The organism is Poseidonocella sp. HB161398 (assembly GCF_005870025.1).
Classification (GTDB): Bacteria; Pseudomonadota; Alphaproteobacteria; order Rhodobacterales; family Rhodobacteraceae; genus Mangrovicoccus.
In genome coordinates, this window is record NZ_VATA01000072.1 from 1 (window position 1) to 17,476 (window position 17,476).

Annotated in this window: 17 protein-coding genes; 7 read left to right on the forward strand and 10 right to left on the reverse strand. The window is 68.3% G+C overall.

Annotation, left to right across the window (positions count from 1 at the left end; translation table 11 throughout):
- Positions 1-50: 50 nt before the first annotated feature.
- The 8 genes from FGX59_RS30985 to FGX59_RS31020 all read right to left on the reverse strand — a co-directional run bounded on the left by FGX59_RS30985 (position 51) and on the right by FGX59_RS31020 (position 10,282).
- Positions 51-839 (reverse strand): cytochrome-c peroxidase, encoded by a 789-nt coding sequence (locus FGX59_RS30985; protein WP_370296406.1) that lies wholly within the window; start codon positions 837-839, stop codon positions 51-53.
- Positions 818-2,125 (reverse strand): xylose isomerase, encoded by a 1,308-nt coding sequence (xylA, locus tag FGX59_RS30990; RefSeq protein ID WP_138471668.1) that lies wholly within the window; start codon positions 2,123-2,125, stop codon positions 818-820. The genes FGX59_RS30985 and xylA overlap by 22 nt, the downstream gene beginning before the upstream one ends.
- Positions 2,122-3,570: a xylulokinase gene (xylB, locus tag FGX59_RS30995; RefSeq protein ID WP_138471670.1), complete on the reverse strand. Its 1,449-nt coding sequence runs from the start codon at positions 3,568-3,570 to the stop codon at positions 2,122-2,124. Before xylB ends, xylA begins: the two co-directional genes overlap by 4 nt.
- 170 nt (positions 3,571-3,740) lie before the next feature.
- Positions 3,741-4,877: an iron-containing alcohol dehydrogenase gene (locus tag FGX59_RS31000; protein ID WP_206078485.1), complete on the reverse strand. Its 1,137-nt coding sequence runs from the start codon at positions 4,875-4,877 to the stop codon at positions 3,741-3,743.
- The gene (gene glpK / locus FGX59_RS31005) at positions 4,877-6,364 is read right to left on the reverse strand and encodes a glycerol kinase GlpK (RefSeq protein ID WP_138471674.1); all 1,488 of its coding nucleotides are present in this window, start codon (positions 6,362-6,364) and stop codon (positions 4,877-4,879) included. Before glpK ends, FGX59_RS31000 begins: the two co-directional genes overlap by 1 nt.
- Positions 6,365-6,573: 209 nt before the next feature.
- On the reverse strand, positions 6,574-7,668 hold the full coding sequence (locus tag FGX59_RS31010; RefSeq protein ID WP_138471675.1) for a site-specific DNA-methyltransferase: 1,095 nt from the start codon (positions 7,666-7,668) through the stop codon (positions 6,574-6,576).
- Between the two features lie 112 nt (positions 7,669-7,780).
- Positions 7,781-8,422 (reverse strand): ribonuclease HII, encoded by a 642-nt coding sequence (locus tag FGX59_RS31015; RefSeq protein ID WP_138471677.1) that lies wholly within the window; start codon positions 8,420-8,422, stop codon positions 7,781-7,783.
- Positions 8,423-8,602: 180 nt separating this feature from the next.
- The gene (locus FGX59_RS31020) at positions 8,603-10,282 is read right to left on the reverse strand and encodes an acyl-CoA dehydrogenase family protein (RefSeq protein WP_138471679.1); all 1,680 of its coding nucleotides are present in this window, start codon (positions 10,280-10,282) and stop codon (positions 8,603-8,605) included.
- Positions 10,283-10,444: 162 nt separating this feature from the next.
- Between FGX59_RS31020 and FGX59_RS31025 the strand changes: the two genes are divergently transcribed.
- The gene (locus FGX59_RS31025; protein WP_138471681.1) at positions 10,445-11,221 is read left to right on the forward strand and encodes a sulfite exporter TauE/SafE family protein; all 777 of its coding nucleotides are present in this window, start codon (positions 10,445-10,447) and stop codon (positions 11,219-11,221) included.
- 10 nt (positions 11,222-11,231) lie between these two features.
- Here FGX59_RS31025 and FGX59_RS31030 read toward each other — a convergent pair whose 3' ends face one another.
- Together FGX59_RS31030 and FGX59_RS31035 are read right to left on the reverse strand one after the other, a co-directional pair.
- Positions 11,232-11,936 carry a DUF429 domain-containing protein gene (locus FGX59_RS31030; protein ID WP_255471655.1) on the reverse strand — a complete coding sequence of 235 codons (705 nt, stop codon included), beginning with the start codon at positions 11,934-11,936 and terminating at the stop codon, positions 11,232-11,234.
- 19 nt (positions 11,937-11,955) lie between these two features.
- Positions 11,956-13,554, reverse strand: coding sequence for a phosphoenolpyruvate carboxykinase (locus tag FGX59_RS31035; protein WP_138471685.1), 1,599 nt, complete (start codon positions 13,552-13,554; stop codon positions 11,956-11,958).
- A gap of 269 nt (positions 13,555-13,823) precedes the next feature.
- On the opposite strand from FGX59_RS31035, the gene FGX59_RS31040 reads away from it, so the two are divergent.
- From FGX59_RS31040 to FGX59_RS31065, 6 genes are all read left to right on the forward strand, one after another.
- Entirely contained in the window at positions 13,824-14,621 is a 798-nt protein-coding gene (locus FGX59_RS31040) for a response regulator transcription factor (RefSeq protein WP_138471687.1), read from the forward strand.
- Positions 14,622-14,760: 139 nt separating this feature from the next.
- Positions 14,761-15,420: a histidine kinase dimerization/phospho-acceptor domain-containing protein gene (locus FGX59_RS31045; protein WP_138471689.1), complete on the forward strand. Its 660-nt coding sequence runs from the start codon at positions 14,761-14,763 to the stop codon at positions 15,418-15,420.
- Positions 15,401-15,844 (forward strand): HPr kinase/phosphorylase, encoded by a 444-nt coding sequence (locus FGX59_RS31050; RefSeq protein ID WP_138471691.1) that lies wholly within the window; start codon positions 15,401-15,403, stop codon positions 15,842-15,844. Before FGX59_RS31045 ends, FGX59_RS31050 begins: the two co-directional genes overlap by 20 nt.
- The gene (gene rapZ, locus FGX59_RS31055; RefSeq protein WP_138471693.1) at positions 15,841-16,758 is read left to right on the forward strand and encodes an RNase adapter RapZ; all 918 of its coding nucleotides are present in this window, start codon (positions 15,841-15,843) and stop codon (positions 16,756-16,758) included. The genes FGX59_RS31050 and rapZ overlap by 4 nt, the downstream gene beginning before the upstream one ends.
- A gap of 6 nt (positions 16,759-16,764) precedes the next feature.
- A complete protein-coding gene (locus tag FGX59_RS31060; RefSeq protein ID WP_138471695.1) occupies positions 16,765-17,205 on the forward strand; it encodes a PTS sugar transporter subunit IIA in 441 nt (146 codons plus the stop codon).
- Positions 17,168-17,446: an HPr family phosphocarrier protein gene (locus FGX59_RS31065; protein WP_138471724.1), complete on the forward strand. Its 279-nt coding sequence runs from the start codon at positions 17,168-17,170 to the stop codon at positions 17,444-17,446. The genes FGX59_RS31060 and FGX59_RS31065 overlap by 38 nt, the downstream gene beginning before the upstream one ends.
- Positions 17,447-17,476: the final 30 nt, after the last annotated feature.

Genomic DNA, 17,476 nt, shown 5'->3' on the forward strand with positions numbered 1-17,476 from the left:
GCGCCGCGCAAACAGGCCGGACACACGTCTGCTTCTGACCAGTGCAAAATCTATCTCAGAAAAGTCTTGCTATGCAGGAGCCATCCACACAGGTCATAGGGGCTGTCATCGGCACGCCACTCGGCGGCGATGAAGGCGCCGAGCGCATTCGCGATATCGGTGAAACCGACCGGGCCGTCCCCCTGCAGCGCGGCAAAGCGGTCGCGGTAGTCCGGGATCGCCGCCACCCGCGCCGTGATCCGCGCCCAGGCCCCGTCCTCTCCGGTCAGGAGCCCCTGGCGCACCGCCGTCGAGACCTCGTTCTCGCCGTAATGCCCGGACATCTCGTCCTGGCTCAGCACCGGGAACATCGTCTGCGCCGCCAGCACCCCGTCGAACCCCGCCACCATCTCGGCGCCCAGCGGCGTGCGGATCCCGCCCGGCTGGGCCGGATCCTCCTCCAGCCGCCCGTCATGGAACATCACCCGGAATTCCGGATAGCCCAGGTTGAACAGCGCCGTGGCATTCCGCGGCACGCGCCGCTCGGGCAGGTTCTCCGGATCAGGCCGCCGCTCGGGCCCCAGCCCGGCGCCGCCATCGCCGATGCCCAGGCTCACCCCGTCCGAGGTCCCGAAGCGCGGATGGTGGCAGGTGGCGCAGGCGACCTCGCGATTGCCCGACAGCACCGGGTCGTAGAACAGGAGCTGCCCCAGCTTCACCTCGTCCGGATCGAAATGCGGAAACTCCTCCGCCCCCGCCGGCAGGGCGAGCAGCAGCGCCGCCAGGACCGCGGCGCCCCGGGCTCGACCCGGGGCCTCCCCCGGGCCGCGCCCAGATCTCAGACGAAGCGATTCACCCAATTCTCCAGGATCTCCTGCCGTCCCGATTTCGGTTCAGGGTTGCAGCCGCGGTCAAGCGCCGCCGCCGCGATCTCCTCCAGCGGCTGGGCCAGCATCGCCGTGGCCCCCGGCTCCTTCCAGCCGGCATAGCGCGTGGCCAGCTCCGCCTCGAGCCCGCCATCCTCCAGCATCGCCGCCGCCGCCTTCAGCCCGCGCGCGCAGACATCCATGCCGCCGATATGCGCCGCGACCAGATCCGCCGGGTCGAGCGACTGGCGCCGGATGCGCGCGTCGAAATTCGTGCCGCCGGTGCCCAGCCCGCCCGCGCGCAGGATGACGTAATAGGCCAGCGCCACTTCCGGCACGTTGTTCGGGAACTGGTCGGTGTCCCAGCCCGACTGGTAGTCGTTGCGGTTCATGTCGACCGAGCCCAGCATGCCGTCCGCCGCCGCGACCGCCAGCTCGTGCTCGAAGCTGTGCCCGGCCAGGATCGCATGCCCCTGCTCCAGGTTCAGCTTCACCTCGTTCTCCAGCCCGTACTTGCGCAGGAAGCCGATGCAAGTCGCCGCGTCGAAATCGTACTGGTGCTTCGAGGGCTCCTGCGGCTTCGGCTCCACCAGGATCGTGCCCTTGAAGCCGATCTTGTGCTTGTATTCGACGACCTTCGACAGGAAGGCGCCCATATGGTCGAGCTCCTGGCCGAGATCGGTGTTCAGGAGCGTCTCGTAGCCCTCGCGCCCGCCCCAGAGCACGTAGTTCTCGCCGCCCAGCCGGTGGGTCGCGTCCATCGCCGCCTTCACCGTGGCCGCGGCATAGGCGAAGACCTCCGGATCGGGGTTGGTCGAAGCGCCCGCCATCCAGCGCCGCGCCGAGAACATGTTGGCCGTGCCCCAGAGCAGCTTCGTGCCGGTCTCTTCCATCTTCCCGGCGAAGACATCCGTGATCCGCTCCAGATTGGCGATCGACTCCGCCAGCGAGGCGCCTTCGGGCCGCACATCGGCATCGTGGAAGCAGAAATAGGGCTGGCCGAGCAGGCGGAAGAGCTCGAAGGCGGCCTCCGCCTTGGCCTCCGCCTGTTCCATGTCGGCCGCCGCCTGCCAGGGGCGCAGGAAGGTCGGGCCGCCGAACGGGTCGCCGCCCTCGTAGGCCAGGCTGTGCCAGTAGGCGACGGCAAAGCGCAGATGCTCCTCCATCCGCTTGCCCATGACCATCTCGTCCGGGTCGTAGTGGCGGAAGGCCAGCGGGTTGGCGCTGTCGGGGCCCTCGTAGCGGACGGGCTCCAGCCCGGCGAAGAATTCCTTGGTCATGTCAGCACCTTCAGGCTGGGATAGAGAGCGCGCCAGGCGGCATAGGCATCGTCATAGGCCGGGATCAGACCGGCCCGCGGCATCACCGTCTCGCCGATCTCGGGGCGGGTCATCACCGTGTCGGGATCGGCGCCGGTCACGCCGCAGATCGCCAGCCGCGCCGCGCCGAGCGCCGCGCCGAATTCGCCCTTCGCGGGCAGGTCGAGCGGCTGGTTCAGCACCGTGGCCAGCAGCTCCACCCAGTAGCGCGAGCGGGTGCCGCCGCCGATCGCCAGGCACTGCTCCAGCGCCGTGCCGGTCGCCATCAGCGCCTGCTGGCAGTCGCGCAGCGCGAAGCTGACGCCCTCGATCACCGCCCGCGCCAGATCCTGCGGCCCGTCGGCGATGTCGAGCCCGGTAAAGCCCGCGCGGATCACGCTGTCATTATGCGGGGTGCGCTCGCCCGAGAGGTAGGGCGCGAAGCGCACCTTGCCGGGGGCCTCCAGCGCGCCCAGCCCCGAGAGCAGCTCGGCCGGCCCCTGCCCGGTGATGCGCGACAGCCAGTTGAGGCTGTCCGTCGCCGCGAGGATCACCCCCATCTGGTACCAGCGCCCCGGCACCGCGTGGCAGAAGCTGTGCACCGCCGAGGCCGGATCCGCGCCGAAATCGTCCCGCGCGGCCAGGAGCACGCCCGAAGTGCCGAGCGAGACGAAGCCCTGCCCCGCCTTCAGCGCGCCGACCCCGCAGGCCGAGACCGCATTGTCCGCGCCGCCCGCGACCACCTGCACGCCCGCGGGCAGGCCCAGTTCGGCGGCCAGTTCCGGGCGCAGCGTGCCCACGACCTCGGAGCCCTCGACCAGGTCCGGCATCTGCTCTGCCCGCATCCCCGACGCCTCGAGCGCCGCCTCGGACCAGCGCCGCGCAGCGACGTCGAGCCAGCTCGTCCCGGCCGCGTCCGACATGTCGGTCACCCGGCGGCCCGTCATCCACAGCAGCAGGAAGTCCTTGGGCAGCATCACCGTCGCCGTGCGCGCGAAGATCTCCGGCTCGTGGATCTTCACCCAGGCCAGCTTCGGCGCGGTGAAACCCGGGAAGACCGCATTGGCCGAGGCCTCGCGCATCACCGGCATCGCATCGAGCGCCGCGGCCTCGAGATGCGAGCGGGTGTCGTTCCACAGGATGCAGGGCCTCAGCGGCGCCCCGGCCGCGTCGAGCAGCACCGCGCCATGCATATGGCCCGAGAAGCCGATGCCCTTCAGCGCGGCCAACTCTGCCGCATGGCTCGTGCGGAGCTCCGCCAGCGCGGCCGTCACCGCCTCGATCCAGCCCTGCGGATCCTGCTCGCTCCAGCCGGGATGCGGATGGGCGACGCTGCAGGGCGCCTCTGCCGCGGCAATGACGCGCTGCGCCCCGTCGGTCAGCAGAAGCCGCGCCCCGGACGTGCCGAGGTCGATTCCGAGATACACGCGATGTCCTCCCTTCGCGCGGTCCGATGGCTGGCAGGACCGGCACGCCGCCCGCGCCCGTTCCTCTGGACGGGAACCCGGCGGACGAGTCGGCCCGGCCCCGGACCGCTCTCACGCCCGGAAGGGACCACGCTTTACTTCGGCTGTCAAATTATATCTGGCCGCCGCGGTCAGAGCGCCATTTCGAGGATCGTCTCGAGCTGCGCCTGGCTCAGCTCCACCGGATTGGCCTTCATCGAGGAGGAGCCCCGCGCCGCCTCGGCCACGCCCGGGATGTCGACGGGATCGAGCCCCATCTCGCCGAGCCGCGGCAGCCCCTGCGCACTGGCCCATTGCTCCAGATTGGCGCCGGTGGCGCCGAGCTTCAGCCCCTGGCCGATCCAGCGCGTCACCCGGTCGATGCGCTGGTCCGCCGGCGCGGGCAGGCCGACGCGCATATGGGTCCAGAGCACGGGCTGCAGCAGCCGCCCGCAGATCGCGCCATGCGCCCCGCCGGTGACACCGCCCAGGGGCCCCGCCAGCCCGTGCACCGCGCCGAGCCCGGCATTCGCCAGCGCGATCCCGCCGGCCAGCGAGGTCCAGGCCAGCGCGTCGCGCGCCTCCGGGTCGTCGCGTTCCATCAGCGTGGCCAGCGCCGCCAGCCCGGCCGGGATCGCCTTCTCGCAGAGCGCATCGGTGACGACGCTGGCCTTCGGCGACAGATAGGGCTCGATCACCTGCACGACTGCGTCGAGACCAGAGGCCAGCGTCACGGATTTCGGGCAGCCATCGGTCAGGGACGGATCGACGATCGCCAGCTGCGCCAGCATCCGGTCATCGCGCAGCGACACCTTGCGGCGATGCGCGGGCACGCCGATCACCGCGTTCTTCGTCACTTCCGCACCGGTTCCGGCCGTGGTCGGGATGGCAATGAAGGGCAGGAGCGGGCCGGCGAGCTTGCGTCCGGTGCCGACCAGTTCCAGGTATTCCGCCGGCGGATGCGCCTCGGCCGCCAGCGCCGCGACCGCCTTGCCCAGATCAAGCGCCGCGCCGCCGCCGCAGGCAACCACGGCCCCGGCGCCGAAGTCGCGCGCCGCGGCCACGGCGGCCTCCAGCATCGGCAGATCGGGCTCGCCCGGCGCGGCCAGGCCCAGCACCTCGGCGCCCTGGCGGCGCAGTCCTTCGGTCAGCCAGCCGGCCCGGTGGCCGTCGCGGCCATGGATCACCAGGATCCGCTCCGCCATCGCGGCGATCCCGGGCAGCGCCTCGGACGCCTTGCCGCGGCCGAAGCGGATATCGCCCGGCAGGCGCAGGCCGAAGGGCGCGATCATGCCGTCTGCACCGCGGCAATCGCCCGCTGCCAGGCGCCGTATTTCGCCTCGCGGGTCTCCGCCGCCATCGCTGGCTCGAAGCGGCGCTCCAGCGCCCAGCCCTTGGCGAAATCCTCCTGGCCCGGATAGACCCCGGCCTTCATCCCCGCCAGCCAGGCAACGCCGAGCGCGGTCGTCTCGGTCACCTCCGGCCGGTCGACCGGCGCGTCGAGGATGTCGGCGAGGAACTGCATCGTCCAGTCGCTGACCACCATGCCGCCATCGACGCGCAGCACCGGATCGGTCTCCTTCGCGGGCAGGTCGGCATGCATCGCCTCCAGCAGGTCGCGGGTCTGGTAGCCGACGCTTTCCAGCGCCGCGCGGGCGAATTCCGCAGGACCCGAGTTGCGCGTCAGCCCGAAGACCGCGCCGCGCACATCCGGGTTCCAGTAGGGCGCGCCGAGCCCGGTGAAGGCCGGGACGAGGACCAGCGACTGGTGCGGATCGGCCTCCTCGGCCATGGCCTGGGTCTGGCCCGCGCTGTCGATGATCTTCAGCCCGTCGCGCAGCCACTGCACCACCGCGCCAGCGACGAAGATCGAGCCTTCGAGCGCATAGGTCGGCTTGCCGTCGAACTGGTAGGCGATGGTGGTCAGCAGCCGGTGGCCGGATTTCACCGGCTCCTCGCCGGTGTTAAGAAGCGCGAAGCAGCCGGTGCCATAGGTCGATTTCAGCATGCCCGGCTCGAAGCAGGCCTGGCCGATCGTCGCCGCCTGCTGGTCGCCCGCGACGCCGAGGATCGGCACGGCGGCGCCGAAGACCTCGGGATCGGTGGTGCCGAACTCGGCCGCGCTGTCGAGGACCTCGGGCAGCATGGCCATCGGGATGCGCAGGAGCTCGCAGAGCGAAGTCGACCAGCCGCCCTTGTAGATGTCGTAGAGCATCGTCCGGCAGGCATTGGTCGCATCGGTGACATGGGCGCGGCCGCCGGTGAGCTTCCAGATCAGGAAGGTGTCGACCGTGCCGAACAGGAGCTCGCCGGCCTCGGCGCGGGCGCGGGCGCCGTCGACATTGTCGAGGATCCACGCGAGCTTGGTCGAGGAAAAATACGGATCGAGCAGAAGCCCGGTCTTCTCGGCGACCAGCGCCTCGTGCCCGGCCTCGCGCAGCTCGTGGCACCAGCGCGCGGTGCGGCGGTCCTGCCAGACGATGGCGTTGCAGAGCGGCGCGCCGGTGGCCCGGTCCCAGACCACCACGGTCTCGCGCTGGTTGGTGATGCCGATCGCCGTCACTTCGCCGGGGGCGAGCCCGCCTTTCTCCAGCGCCGAGGTGCAGGTCGTGGTCACGGTGGCCCAGATGTCGGCGGGGTCATGCTCCACCCAGCCATTGTCCGGATAGTGCTGGGCGAACTCCTCCTGCGCCATCGCGCCGGGGACCATGTTCCCGTCGAACAGGATGGCGCGGGTGGAGGTGGTGCCCTGGTCGATGGCGAGGATATGGGTCATGTCTGCTCTTCCGGATCCGGTTGCGTCTGCGCCGCAAATTGGTTGACCAATTGCCGCCTGGCAAGGGGCTGCGCGGATTTCACGCCCGCGAGCCCGGTTCACAGGCAAAAAAATGGCGGAGGCCGAAGCCCCCGCCAGTCACAGGCGATGGTGCAGCGGATCTTGCGCCCGCTGGCTGTCCCTCGTTTTTATTGAATAATTTCCGATAGCTACTTCATTTCCGCCCGGATCTGCTGGCGCAGCACGTCGATCGGCACCATGACGCCGTCGCGCTTGTAGGACCAGTAGGTCCAGCCGTTGCAGGAGGGCGCGCCCTCAAGCGCCGCCCCGACCTGATGGATCGAACCCTTGCAGTCCGAGGCGATCAGCGTGCCGTCGGCGCGGACCTTGGCGGTCTTGTTGCGCGGGCTGAAGAGCATTTCGCCGGGCTGCAGCATGCCGCGCTCGACGATCTGGCCGAAGGGCACGCGCGGCTCCGCCCGCTTGCCCTTGGTGACTTCCAGCGCCTCGCTGGTCGCCTTGCGCACCTTGGCGATGCGCTTGCGGGCCACCTCGGCATAGCTTTCCTCGCGGTCGATGCCGATGAAGTCGCGGCCCAGCCGCTTGGCCACCGCGCCGGTCGTGCCGGTGCCGAAGAACGGATCGAGCACCACGTCGCCGGGATTGGTCGTCGCGACAAGCACCCTGTGGAGAAGGGCCTCGGGCTTCTGGGTCGGATGGGCCTTGTTGCCCGCCTCGTCCTTCAGCCGCTCATGGCCGGTGCAGATCGGGATCACCCAGTCCGAGCGCATCTGCACGTCGTCGTTCATGGCCTTCACGGCCTCGTAGTTGAACGTGTATTTCGAGCTTTCCGATTTCGACGCCCAGATCAGCGTCTCATGCGCGTTGGTCAGGCGCTTGCCGCGGAAGTTCGGCATCGGGTTCGACTTGCGCCAGACCACGTCGTTGAGGATCCAGTAGCCCTGGTCCTGCAGCGCCGCGCCGACGCGGAAGATGTTGTGATAGCTGCCGATCACCCAGATCGCGCCGTTCGGCTTCAGGATCCGGCGCGCGGCCTCCATCCAGGCATGGGTGAACCGGTCATAGGCCGCGAATGTGTCGAAGCGGTCCCAGTGATCGTCCACCGCATCGACCTTGGAATTGTCGGGCCGGTGCAGATCGCCGCGAAGCTGCAGGTTGTAGGGGGGATCTGCGAAGATCAGATCGACGGAAGCCTCGGGCAGCCCGTTCATCAGTTCGACGCAATCGCCCAGCAGGATTTCGTTGAGCGGCAGCGTGCTGCCCTCGGTCTTGGTTCTTTTCATTGTAAGTCTGCCTCGCGGACGCGCGGTTATCCACGCTGTTATTGTGGATAACATGAGTCAGCCGCGAGTCGCAGTCAATTTCTTTTCCTCATCAAGGTGTTAGAGCCAGTCGCTATTCTGTGTCACCGCACAATATCTTGTGGACGGGGGCAAAGGATCTACGATGGTATGGTGTTATCCCCAGTGACTTCAGCGCAACAACATGCGCCTTGGTGGGATAACCCGCGTTCCGTTCCCAGCCGTAGCCGGGGAATTCGGCGGCCAGATCCGCCATGATCCGGTCGCGCGCCACCTTGGCGACGATCGACGCCGCCGCGACCGACAGGGATTTCGCGTCGCCCTTGACCAGCGGCACGGCCGGACAGGGCAGCCCGGGCGGCACGCGGTTACCGTCGATCAGAAGCTGCTCGGGTGGCTGCGCCAGCCCCGCCACCGCCCGGCGCATCGCCAGGTAAGTGGCCTGCAAGATGTTGATTTCATCTATTTCCTCGACGCTGGCATGGGCGATGCAGACATCCGCCACCTCGAGAATCGCCGCCGCCAGCGTTTCGCGCTGCGCCGGTTTCAGCGCCTTCGAATCGTTCAGCCCCGCAGGCACCCGTGCCGGGTCGAGCCGCACCGCCGCCGCGGTGACCGGGCCGGCCAGCGGGCCGCGGCCGACCTCGTCCACACCGGCGATGCGGATCAGCGCCGGGTCGCCGCAGAGCGTGCGTTCGGGATCGAAGCTGGGGACAAGTCTAGCCGGGCTGGCCATCGGCGGATCCTTTCCTGGTCGGCGCGGGCATCTAGGCCATTCCCGCTCCGGAGGCAAAGCATCCTGTGGATAAAAGCGGCCCCGGCCGTCTCCAGCCGGGGCGGGTGCGCGATCATCTGTGGCTGGTGATGGCGCGGCTCACCTGACGCTACGACAGGTTATCGCAGCTGTCGAGCCCGTTCAGCCGAGCACGCGGCGGGCGATCACCTGCGCCTGGATCTCGCCGGCGCCCTCGAAGATGTTGAGGATCCGCGCGTCGCAGAGCAGGCGGCTGATCTGGTATTCCAGCGCGAAGCCGTTGCCGCCATGGATCTGCAGACCGTTATCGGCGCAAGCCCAGGCGACGCGCGCGCCCAGCAGCTTCGCCATCCCGGCCTCCAGGTCGCAGCGATGGCCGTTATCCTTCTCCCAGGCGGAGAAATAGGTCAGCTGCCGCGCGATCATGATTTCCACAGCCATCATGGCGAGCTTTCCGGCCACGCGCGGGAAGTCGATCAGCGACTTGCCGAACTGCTTGCGGTCGATCGCGTACTGCATCGAGACGTCCATCGCCGACTGCGCCACGCCGATCGCGCGGGCCGCGGTCTGGATGCGGGCCGACTCGAAGGTCTCCATCAGCTGCTTGAAGCCCTGGCCCTCGACCCCGCCCAGCAGGTTCTCGCCCTTGACCTTGAACCCGTCGAAGCCGAGCTCGTATTCCTTCATGCCGCGATAGCCCAGCACCTCGATCTCGCCGCCGGTCATGCCGGGGGTCGGGAACGGGTCCTCGTCGGTGCCCGGGGTCTTCTCGGCGATGAACATCGAGAGGCCCTTGTAGTTGTCGGTCGCCGGATCGGTCCGCGCCAGCAGCGTCATCACATGGGTTCGCGCCGCATGGGTGATCCAGGTCTTGTTGCCGGTGACGGTCCAGTCGCCATCCTCGCCCTTCACCGCGCGGGTGCGCAGCGACCCCAGGTCGGACCCGGTATTCGGCTCGGTGAAGACGGCGGTCGGCAGCGTCTCGCCCGAGGCGAGCTGCGGCAGCCATTTCTCCTTCTGGTCCTCGGTGCCGCCGCAGAGGATCAGCTCTGCCGCGATTTCCGAGCGGGTGCCGAGGGAGCCCACGCCGATATAGCCGCGCGACAGCTCCTCGGAGACGACGCACATCGAGGCCTTGGACAGGCCGAAGCCGCCGTATTCCTCGGGGATGGTCAGGCCGAAGACGCCCATCTCGGCAAGCTCCTCGATGATCTCCATCGGGATCAGCTCGTCCTTGAGATGCCAGTCATGCGCGTTGGGGATGACCTTGTCGAGCGCATAGCGGCGGAACTGCTCGCGGATCATCTCGAGCTCTTCCTCGAGGCCGCAATTGCCCAGCGTGGTGTTCGCGGACTGCTCCTGCATCAGCTCGACCAGGCGGACCCGCGCGGCGGTGGTGTTGCCGCCGGCCATCAGCGTGCGGACCGGCTCGGTGGCGAATCCCGCGGCCGAGAGGCCCAGGTCGCGCAGCCGGAAGAACTCGGCCTGCCACATCGGGATGCCGCCCTCGATCTGCGACAGGTACTCGCCGAAGCCGATCTGCAGGATCAGCTGCTCGATCTCACCGAACTTGCCCTCTTCCGAGAGCCGGCCCGCCCAGGCGCGCATCTGGCGCAGCGCTTCGACATAGGTGGCCAGCCAGGCGAGCCCGTGGGCCGAGGACTGGTGCTGTTCGAGGAGCTTCCCGGAAATGCGGCCCTCCTCGGTGACGCGCGCCTTCAGCGCGTCCTTGGCCTGTTCCAGCGCGGCGGCGGCCGGAGCGATCGCCGCCTCGGTCAGGCTCAGAAGGTCGGGGAGGATCGTGGACACGTCCGCGGGCAGGCTCTGTCCGTCATGGGGCATCTGTCGGTTCCTTCGCTGTTCTGTCAGGGCCGTCTAAACACTTTGCACCCGCAGCGCAAGATATATTCAATTGTAGGTGTCAAAATGAACGAAAATGACTTTTCTATTTTGCGATGCGGTGGCCGTCCGATCCGGATAAGGCTGAGTCCGAAAGGACGTTCCATGGATCTTACACTATTCTGGCCCACCGGTCCCGGCGGCGCGATTGCTGCAGTTGCAATCACCATTCTCGCTGCGTTCGTGAAGGGCGCGACCGGATTCGCCATGCCGATGATCATGATCTCGGGGCTGGCCACCTTCCTGCCCGGCGAGTTCGCGCTGGCGCTGCTGATCATCCCGACGCTGGTGACGAACGTGATCCAGGCCTTCGGCGGCGGGCTCGACCATGCGCTCGACGCGGCAAAGCGCTACTGGCGCTACATCGCCATCGTGCTGGCCTGCATCGCGGTCTCGGCGCAGCTCGTCTCGGTGATGCCGCAGGCGGTGCTGTTCCTGTCGCTCGGCGTGGCGATCTCGGGCTTCGCGCTCTGGCAACTGACCGGGCGGCGCATCACCGTGCCGCCGCATCTGAAGGTGCGGGTGGAGATCATGGTCGGGGCGGTGGCCGGGCTGATCGGCGGGCTCTCGGGCGTCTGGGGCCCGCCCACGGTCGCCTATCTCTCGGCCAGCGGCGCCACCAAGAACGAGTCGGTCCGCGTGCAGGGCGTGGTCTATTTCGCCGGTGCCTGCGTCCTGGCACTGGCGCATCTGCGCTCGGGCGTGCTGAACGCCCAGACCCTGCCCCTGAGCGCGGCGATGGTCCTGCCCGCGCTGGCCGGGCTGGCCATCGGCATGCAGGCCCGCGGCAGGATGGACGAGCAGCTTTTCCGCCGCTGCACGCTGGTCGTGCTGATCGTGGCCGGGCTGAACCTGGTCCGGCGCGGCCTCGCCGGTTTCTAGCGCCTCGGCGCTAGCAGAAGATCGCCCGCCGCCGTCCCTCCGGATCCCGTTCCGGCGGATCCGGCAGGGTGAAGGCCCCGCCCCCGAAGATGCGGTCGGCCGTCAGCGCCAGCACGCAGGCGTCGAGCACGTCGTCCAGGCCGGCGCCCGCCAGCGCCCCGGCCTCCTCCGCCAGGCCGGCAAAACGAAGGCCCTGCGCCTCCAGCAGGCCGATCCGCTGCAGGGCGCCCGCGGCGCTTTTCTTCCGCCGCAGGGTCCTGCCTGCAAGGAAGGCGAAGGAGACCTCGGGATGCGCCTCGTAGACCGGGGCCGCGGGGCGGGCGGCGCAGAGATCGTCGATCTCGCGGATCTTGGGGCAGATTTCGTAGCACTGCTTCGAGAGCTTCGGCACGCCCGGCACTGCGCCGGCCAGGTCATGATAGCCCGCCCCGCTGCGCAGCGCGTCGAGATGGGGGCGTGTCGGCGCCGGAAAGACGCGGCTCGCCACGCCCGCAACGCCGTCGAGATTGCGCCCGGAAAGATAGTCCCGCGCCAGGACATCCGCCCGCCGCCTTGGCGCCTCTCCGGCGGATTGCAGGCCGATGGGGATGTCGATGGCCATGGCCGCGACCCCGGGCAGCAGCGCGTCGCAGGTGGCCGCGAAACGCAATGATGCCGCGCCGGGGTCCCCGGGCGGCATCATGATCGCGATCCAGCCGGCGGGGCAGCCATCCACCCCGCAGACGAGAGGTCCGTCAGCCGATGGCAACGGCCTTCACGTCCTCGTCGATATGCGCCAGGTACTGCTCGAAGTTGTCCGAGAACATCTTCACCAGCTTCTTGGCGTTGGCGTCGTAGCCGTCCTTGTCTTCCCAGGTCGAACGCGGGTCCAGGAGGCCGGCATCCACGCCCGGCACGGTGACCGGAACGTCGAAGCCGAAATTCGGATCCTTGCGGAAGGTGGCTTCGTTCAGCGAGCCGTCGAGCGCGGCGGTCAGCAGCGCGCGGGTCGCCTTGATCGGCATGCGCGAGCCGGTGCCGTAGGCGCCGCCGGTCCAGCCGGTATTGACCAGCCAGCAGGTCGCGCCGTGCTTGGCGATCTTGTCGCGCAGCAGGTTGCCGTAGACTTCCGGACGGCGCGGCATGAAGGGCGCGCCGAAGCAGGTCGAGAAGACCGGCTGCGGCTCGGTCACGCCGCGCTCGGTGCCGGCCATCTTCGAGGTGAAGCCCGACAGGAAGTGGTACATCGCCTGTGCCGGGGTCAGCCGCGCGATCGGCGGCAGCACGCCGAAGGCGTCGCAGGTCAGCATGATGATGTTCTTCGGATGGCCGCCCAGGCCGGTCTCGCTGGCATTCGAGATGTAGTCCAGCGGATAGGCGCAGCGCATGTTCGGCGTCAGGCTGTCATCCTCGAAATCCAGCGCCTTGGTCTCGGGATCGTAGACCATGTTCTCGATCACGGTCGCGAATTTCGAGGTGGTGGCGTAGATTTCCGGCTCCGCCTCGGGCGAGAGCGAGATGGTCTTGGCGTAGCAGCCGCCTTCGAAGTTGAAGGTTCCGCGCTCGGACCAGCCATGCTCGTCATCGCCGATCAGGATGCGCTCGGGATCGGCCGACAGCGTGGTCTTGCCGGTGCCGGAGAGGCCGAAGAAGATCGCCGCGTCGACCGGGTTGCCCTTGGCGTGGTTCGCCGAGCAGTGCATCGGCATCACGCCCTTCTCGGGCAGGATGTAGTTCAGCAGCGTGAAGACCGACTTCTTGTTCTCGCCGGCATATTCGGTGCCGCCGATCAGGATCAGCTTCTTGTCGAAGTTGAGCGCGATCACGGTTTCCGACTTGCAGTCGTGCTTCGCCGGGTCGGCCTTGAAGGACGGCACGTTGATGATGGTGAATTCCGGCACGAAGCCGTCCAGCTCCTCGCGCGACGGACGGCGCAGGAGGTGGCGGATGAAGAGGTTGTGCCAGGCCAGCTCGGTGACCATGCGGACGTCCAGGCGATGCTCGGGATCGGCGCCGCCGAAGAGGTCCTGGACGAACATCTCCTTGCCCTTCATGTGCTCCAGCATGTCGGCATGCAGCGTGTCGAACCCCTCGGGGGACATCTCGGCATTGGCGTCCCACCAGATGGTGTCCGCCACGGCCGGCGTCTTGACGACATGCTTGTCCTTGGGCGAGCGGCCGGTGAACTTGCCGGTGGACACGAGGAACGTGCCGCCCTGCCCCAGCTCGCCCTCGCCCCGCTTCACCGCTGCCTCGACCAGTGCCGGCTCCATCAGGTTGTAGTAAACGGTGCCGAGACCGGTAATGCCCTGGTCTTCCAGCTTGTGCGCCGGGTTCACACGTCCGATGTCCATCTCGTAGCTCCTGAGTTCCGCAAACCGCGGGTGAAACGCGTTACGCGCTGGCCGGCCCATGCGAATGGGACCGCAGAATTGACGTGCAGGTCGTATAACATGACCTAAAAACCGGTGAATAGGACGGATTTTATCAGTTAGCGCAACCAAATTCATGTTTGCGCAACCATGCTTAACGCCTGCCCTGGTTAGCATTTCGTTTGCAACCCGCGAAGTAGAAAGACCGCGGTGGGAACAGCGAATCGATAGTTGTCTATTGGGGGTGAAACATGGCCGGAACGGCGACAGGACCGGTTATCCGTCCGCAGGAAATCCAGCCCGCGATCCGCGCGGCGGTGGTCGAGGACGACCCGTCGATCCTGCGGACCGTCAGCCTGATGCTGGAGGCGGAGGGCTATGTCGTCGACGCCTATCCCGACGGACTCTCGGCCTATGAGGGGGTCTCCTGCACGCAGCCCGACATCGCGCTGGTCGATCTGGTGATGCCCGGCATGGACGGGATGGAGCTGGTCCGCCGCATCCGCGCGAACTGGGATTTCCCGATCATCATGGTGACCGGCCGCGACGACGAGATCGACGAGGCCCTGGGCCTCCGGCTCGGCGCCGACGACTACGTGCACAAGCCCTTCGCCCAGCGGCTGCTGCTGGAACGCATCCGCGCCAACCTGCGCCGCGCCCGCCGCACCATGGCGGCGGCCGCGCCCGCCGCGGCCCTGCCCGCCGCGGCGGAGCCGGCCGTGGACCCTGGCGAGGGCATGGTCCGCGGTGCGCTCTGCATGGATTCCGAGCGCCATTCCGTCACCTGGCGCGGCGCATCCGTCAGCCTGACCGCCACCGAGTTCCAGCTGCTCGCGGCGCTGGCGCAGCGCCCGGGCGTGGTGAAGTCGCGCGACCAGCTGATGGATGTCGCCTATGACGACAACATCTATGTCGACGACCGCACCATCGACAGCCATATCAAGCGGCTGCGCAAGAAACTGCGCGCCGTCGACCCGGAGTTCAGCGCGATCGAAACGCTCTACGGCATCGGCTACCGCTACTCGCCCCGCGAGGTGGCGGCCAGCTGATTCCGGCTCCCCGTCCAAGTCCGGCCGCGCCGCGTTCTGCGGGGCGGACACCGGATCCGCCGCAGAAACGTGGCCCCTAACGCCCGTTCCGCAACCGCCGCGGCCCTGTCTCCGCGGCCCGAGGCAGGATCCGCAGCCGATGAACAAGCACAGCCCGCTCTCACCCGCCCCCGGCCTTCTCGCCGCGGCCGCCGATGCGCTAGAGCTGCGGACCCGCGGCCTTCGGGACCTTGCCCATGACCTGCGCAGCCCGCTCACTGCCCTGCAGCTCGGCACCGAGACCCTGCTCGACGGCGCCGGCGACGGGTTCGAGCGGATGCTGCTCGAACAGATGCTCTCGGACGTCGAACGGCTGGCCGACATCCTGCGGGCGGCGACGCCGCCGGCGCTCTGCGGGCTGCCGCTGCTCCTCGAGCGCGAGATGGAGCTGGCCGCGGCGGCGGCCCGCGGCCGTGGCGTGGCGGTGGAGCTGGACCTGCCGGTGCTGCCCCTCGACGCACGGCCCTTCGATCCGCCCCGGAGCGCGGCGATGGCGCGGATGGCCTGGGCGGCGGCGGCCACGGTGGGCGATGACGCCCGGCTCTGCCTGCAACTGGACGCGGCCGGACCGGAAATCTTCGGGGAAATCGCCATTTCCGGAGCCGATGAAGCCGGAAAGGACGCGTCGGCCATTGACAGCATCCTCGCCTCGGGCGGAGGCTGGGAGGACGGGGAGGAGACCGGACAGCCGGGGCACCCCGCCGACCGCCTCTACCGCCTTAGACTGACGCAAGGACCGGATGCTGCCCGCCGACGCTGACCTATCCGAAACCCGGCACGCCTCTGCCGTCGCCATCGACGGCCGCGCCGTACTGATCCTGGGACCGTCCGGGAGCGGGAAATCCGCGCTTGCGCTCGCGCTGATGGGCTACGGCGCGGAACTCATTGCCGACGACGTCACGCTGCTGTGGCGCGAAGACGCCCGGGTGATGGCCGGCGCGCCGCCGACGCTGCCCCGGGCCATCGAATGCCGCGGCATCGGCCTGATCCGCGCGGCACTGGCCCGGCCCGCCCCGGTCGCGCTAATGGTGAATCTGAATGTCACCGAAACGCAACGCCTGCCGGAGCCCGCTCAGGCCGACCTGCTTGGAACCGCGCTGCCAGTGCTACATAGGGTAGATGCCGCCCATTTCCCGGCCGGCGTGCTTCAATACGTGAAGGGACAGGGGACGATACCGGCATGAGCGCAGTGCCAGCCAGCACCGGAACCAGCGGACACCAGCGGGTGATCTTCGTCACCGGCCCCTCGGGTGCCGGACGCTCCACCGCGATCCGCGCGCTGGAGGACATGGGCTGCGAGACGATCGACAACCTGCCGCTGAGCCTCGTGCCCGCGCTGATCGGCGGCGCGCCGAAGGGCCCGCCGCTGGTGCTGGGGCTCGACGTGCGCAACCGGGATTTCAGCGTCGCCGCGCTGATCGAGATAATCTCGTCCCTGTCCGCCGAGCCCGATGTCTCGCTGGAGCTGATCTACCTCGATTCCCGCGCCGACATCCTGGTCCGCCGCTATTCCGAGACCCGCCGCCGCCACCCGCTGGCCCCGGCGGAGACCGCCGCCGAAGGGGTGGAGCGCGAGCTGGACCTGATGCGGCCGATCCAGTCGCGCGCGGATATCCTGATCGACACCTCCGACCTGACCCCGCACGAGCTGCGCGCCGAGCTGGAGCGCTGGTTCGGCGGCAGCGCGGCGCAGCGGCTGGCGCTGTCGGTGCATTCCTTCAGCTACAAGCGCGGCCTGCCGCGCGGCATCGACATGGTCTTCGACGTCCGTTTCCTGCGGAATCCCTACTGGTCGGCCGGTCTCAGGGCGCTCGACGGCCGCTCCGACGCGGTTTCGGCGTATATTTCCGAAGATCCGCGCTTTCCGGCCTTCTTCGAGAAGGTGGCAGATCTGGCGGAATTCCTCCTGCCTGCCTATCTGGAAGAGGGAAAGTCCCATCTGTCGCTGGGCTTCGGATGCACCGGAGGCCAGCACCGCTCGGTTGCGCTCGCAGAAAAATTGGCGGCCGCGCTTGCAGCGAAAGGCTGGGGCGTGTCTATTCGACATCATGAGCTGGAGCGGCGCGGCATGGTCGCCGCAGCAGCAAGAACCGGGTGACGCAGCTTGATTGGCATCGTTATTGTCGCACATGGGGGCCTCGCGCGCGAATATCTCGCAGCGCTTGAGCATATTCTCGGGCCCCAGACCGGCATCATGCCCATTTCCATCGCCGCCGAAGACAACCGCGAAGCCAAGATGGCCGAGATCATCGCCGCCGCCGACGCGGTCGACCAGGGCGACGGGGTCGTGGTGGTGACGGACATGTTCGGCGGCTCGCCCTCCAACCTGTCGATGCCCGCCTGCGTCCAGGACAAGCGCAAGATCCTTGCCGGAGCCAACCTGCCGATGCTGATCAAGCTGGCGAAGCTTCGCGGCCAGCCGGTGGCGCTGGCGGTTGAATCTTCCCTCGCGGCAGGCAAGAAATACATAAACAGCTTTGACGGAGCGCCGCTTGACGATCACGCCCATGCCGCAACAAGTACGGCGGACCCTCGAAATCATTAACGAAAAGGGCTTGCATGCCCGCGCCTCGGCGAAGCTTGCCGAGGTGGTCGAAACGCATGATGCCAGGGCCACCGTGTCCCGGGAGGGACTCAGTGCCTCGGGCGACAGCATCATGGGGCTTTTGATGTTGGCAGCTTCAAAAGGAACCACTATTGAGGTTGAGACCTGCGGACCGGAGGCTGCAAAGCTGGCCCAGGCCTTGGAAGATCTGGTTGCAAACCGGTTCGGGGAAGATTTCTGACCTCCCGGTCGCCGGGCTTCCGGACGGACA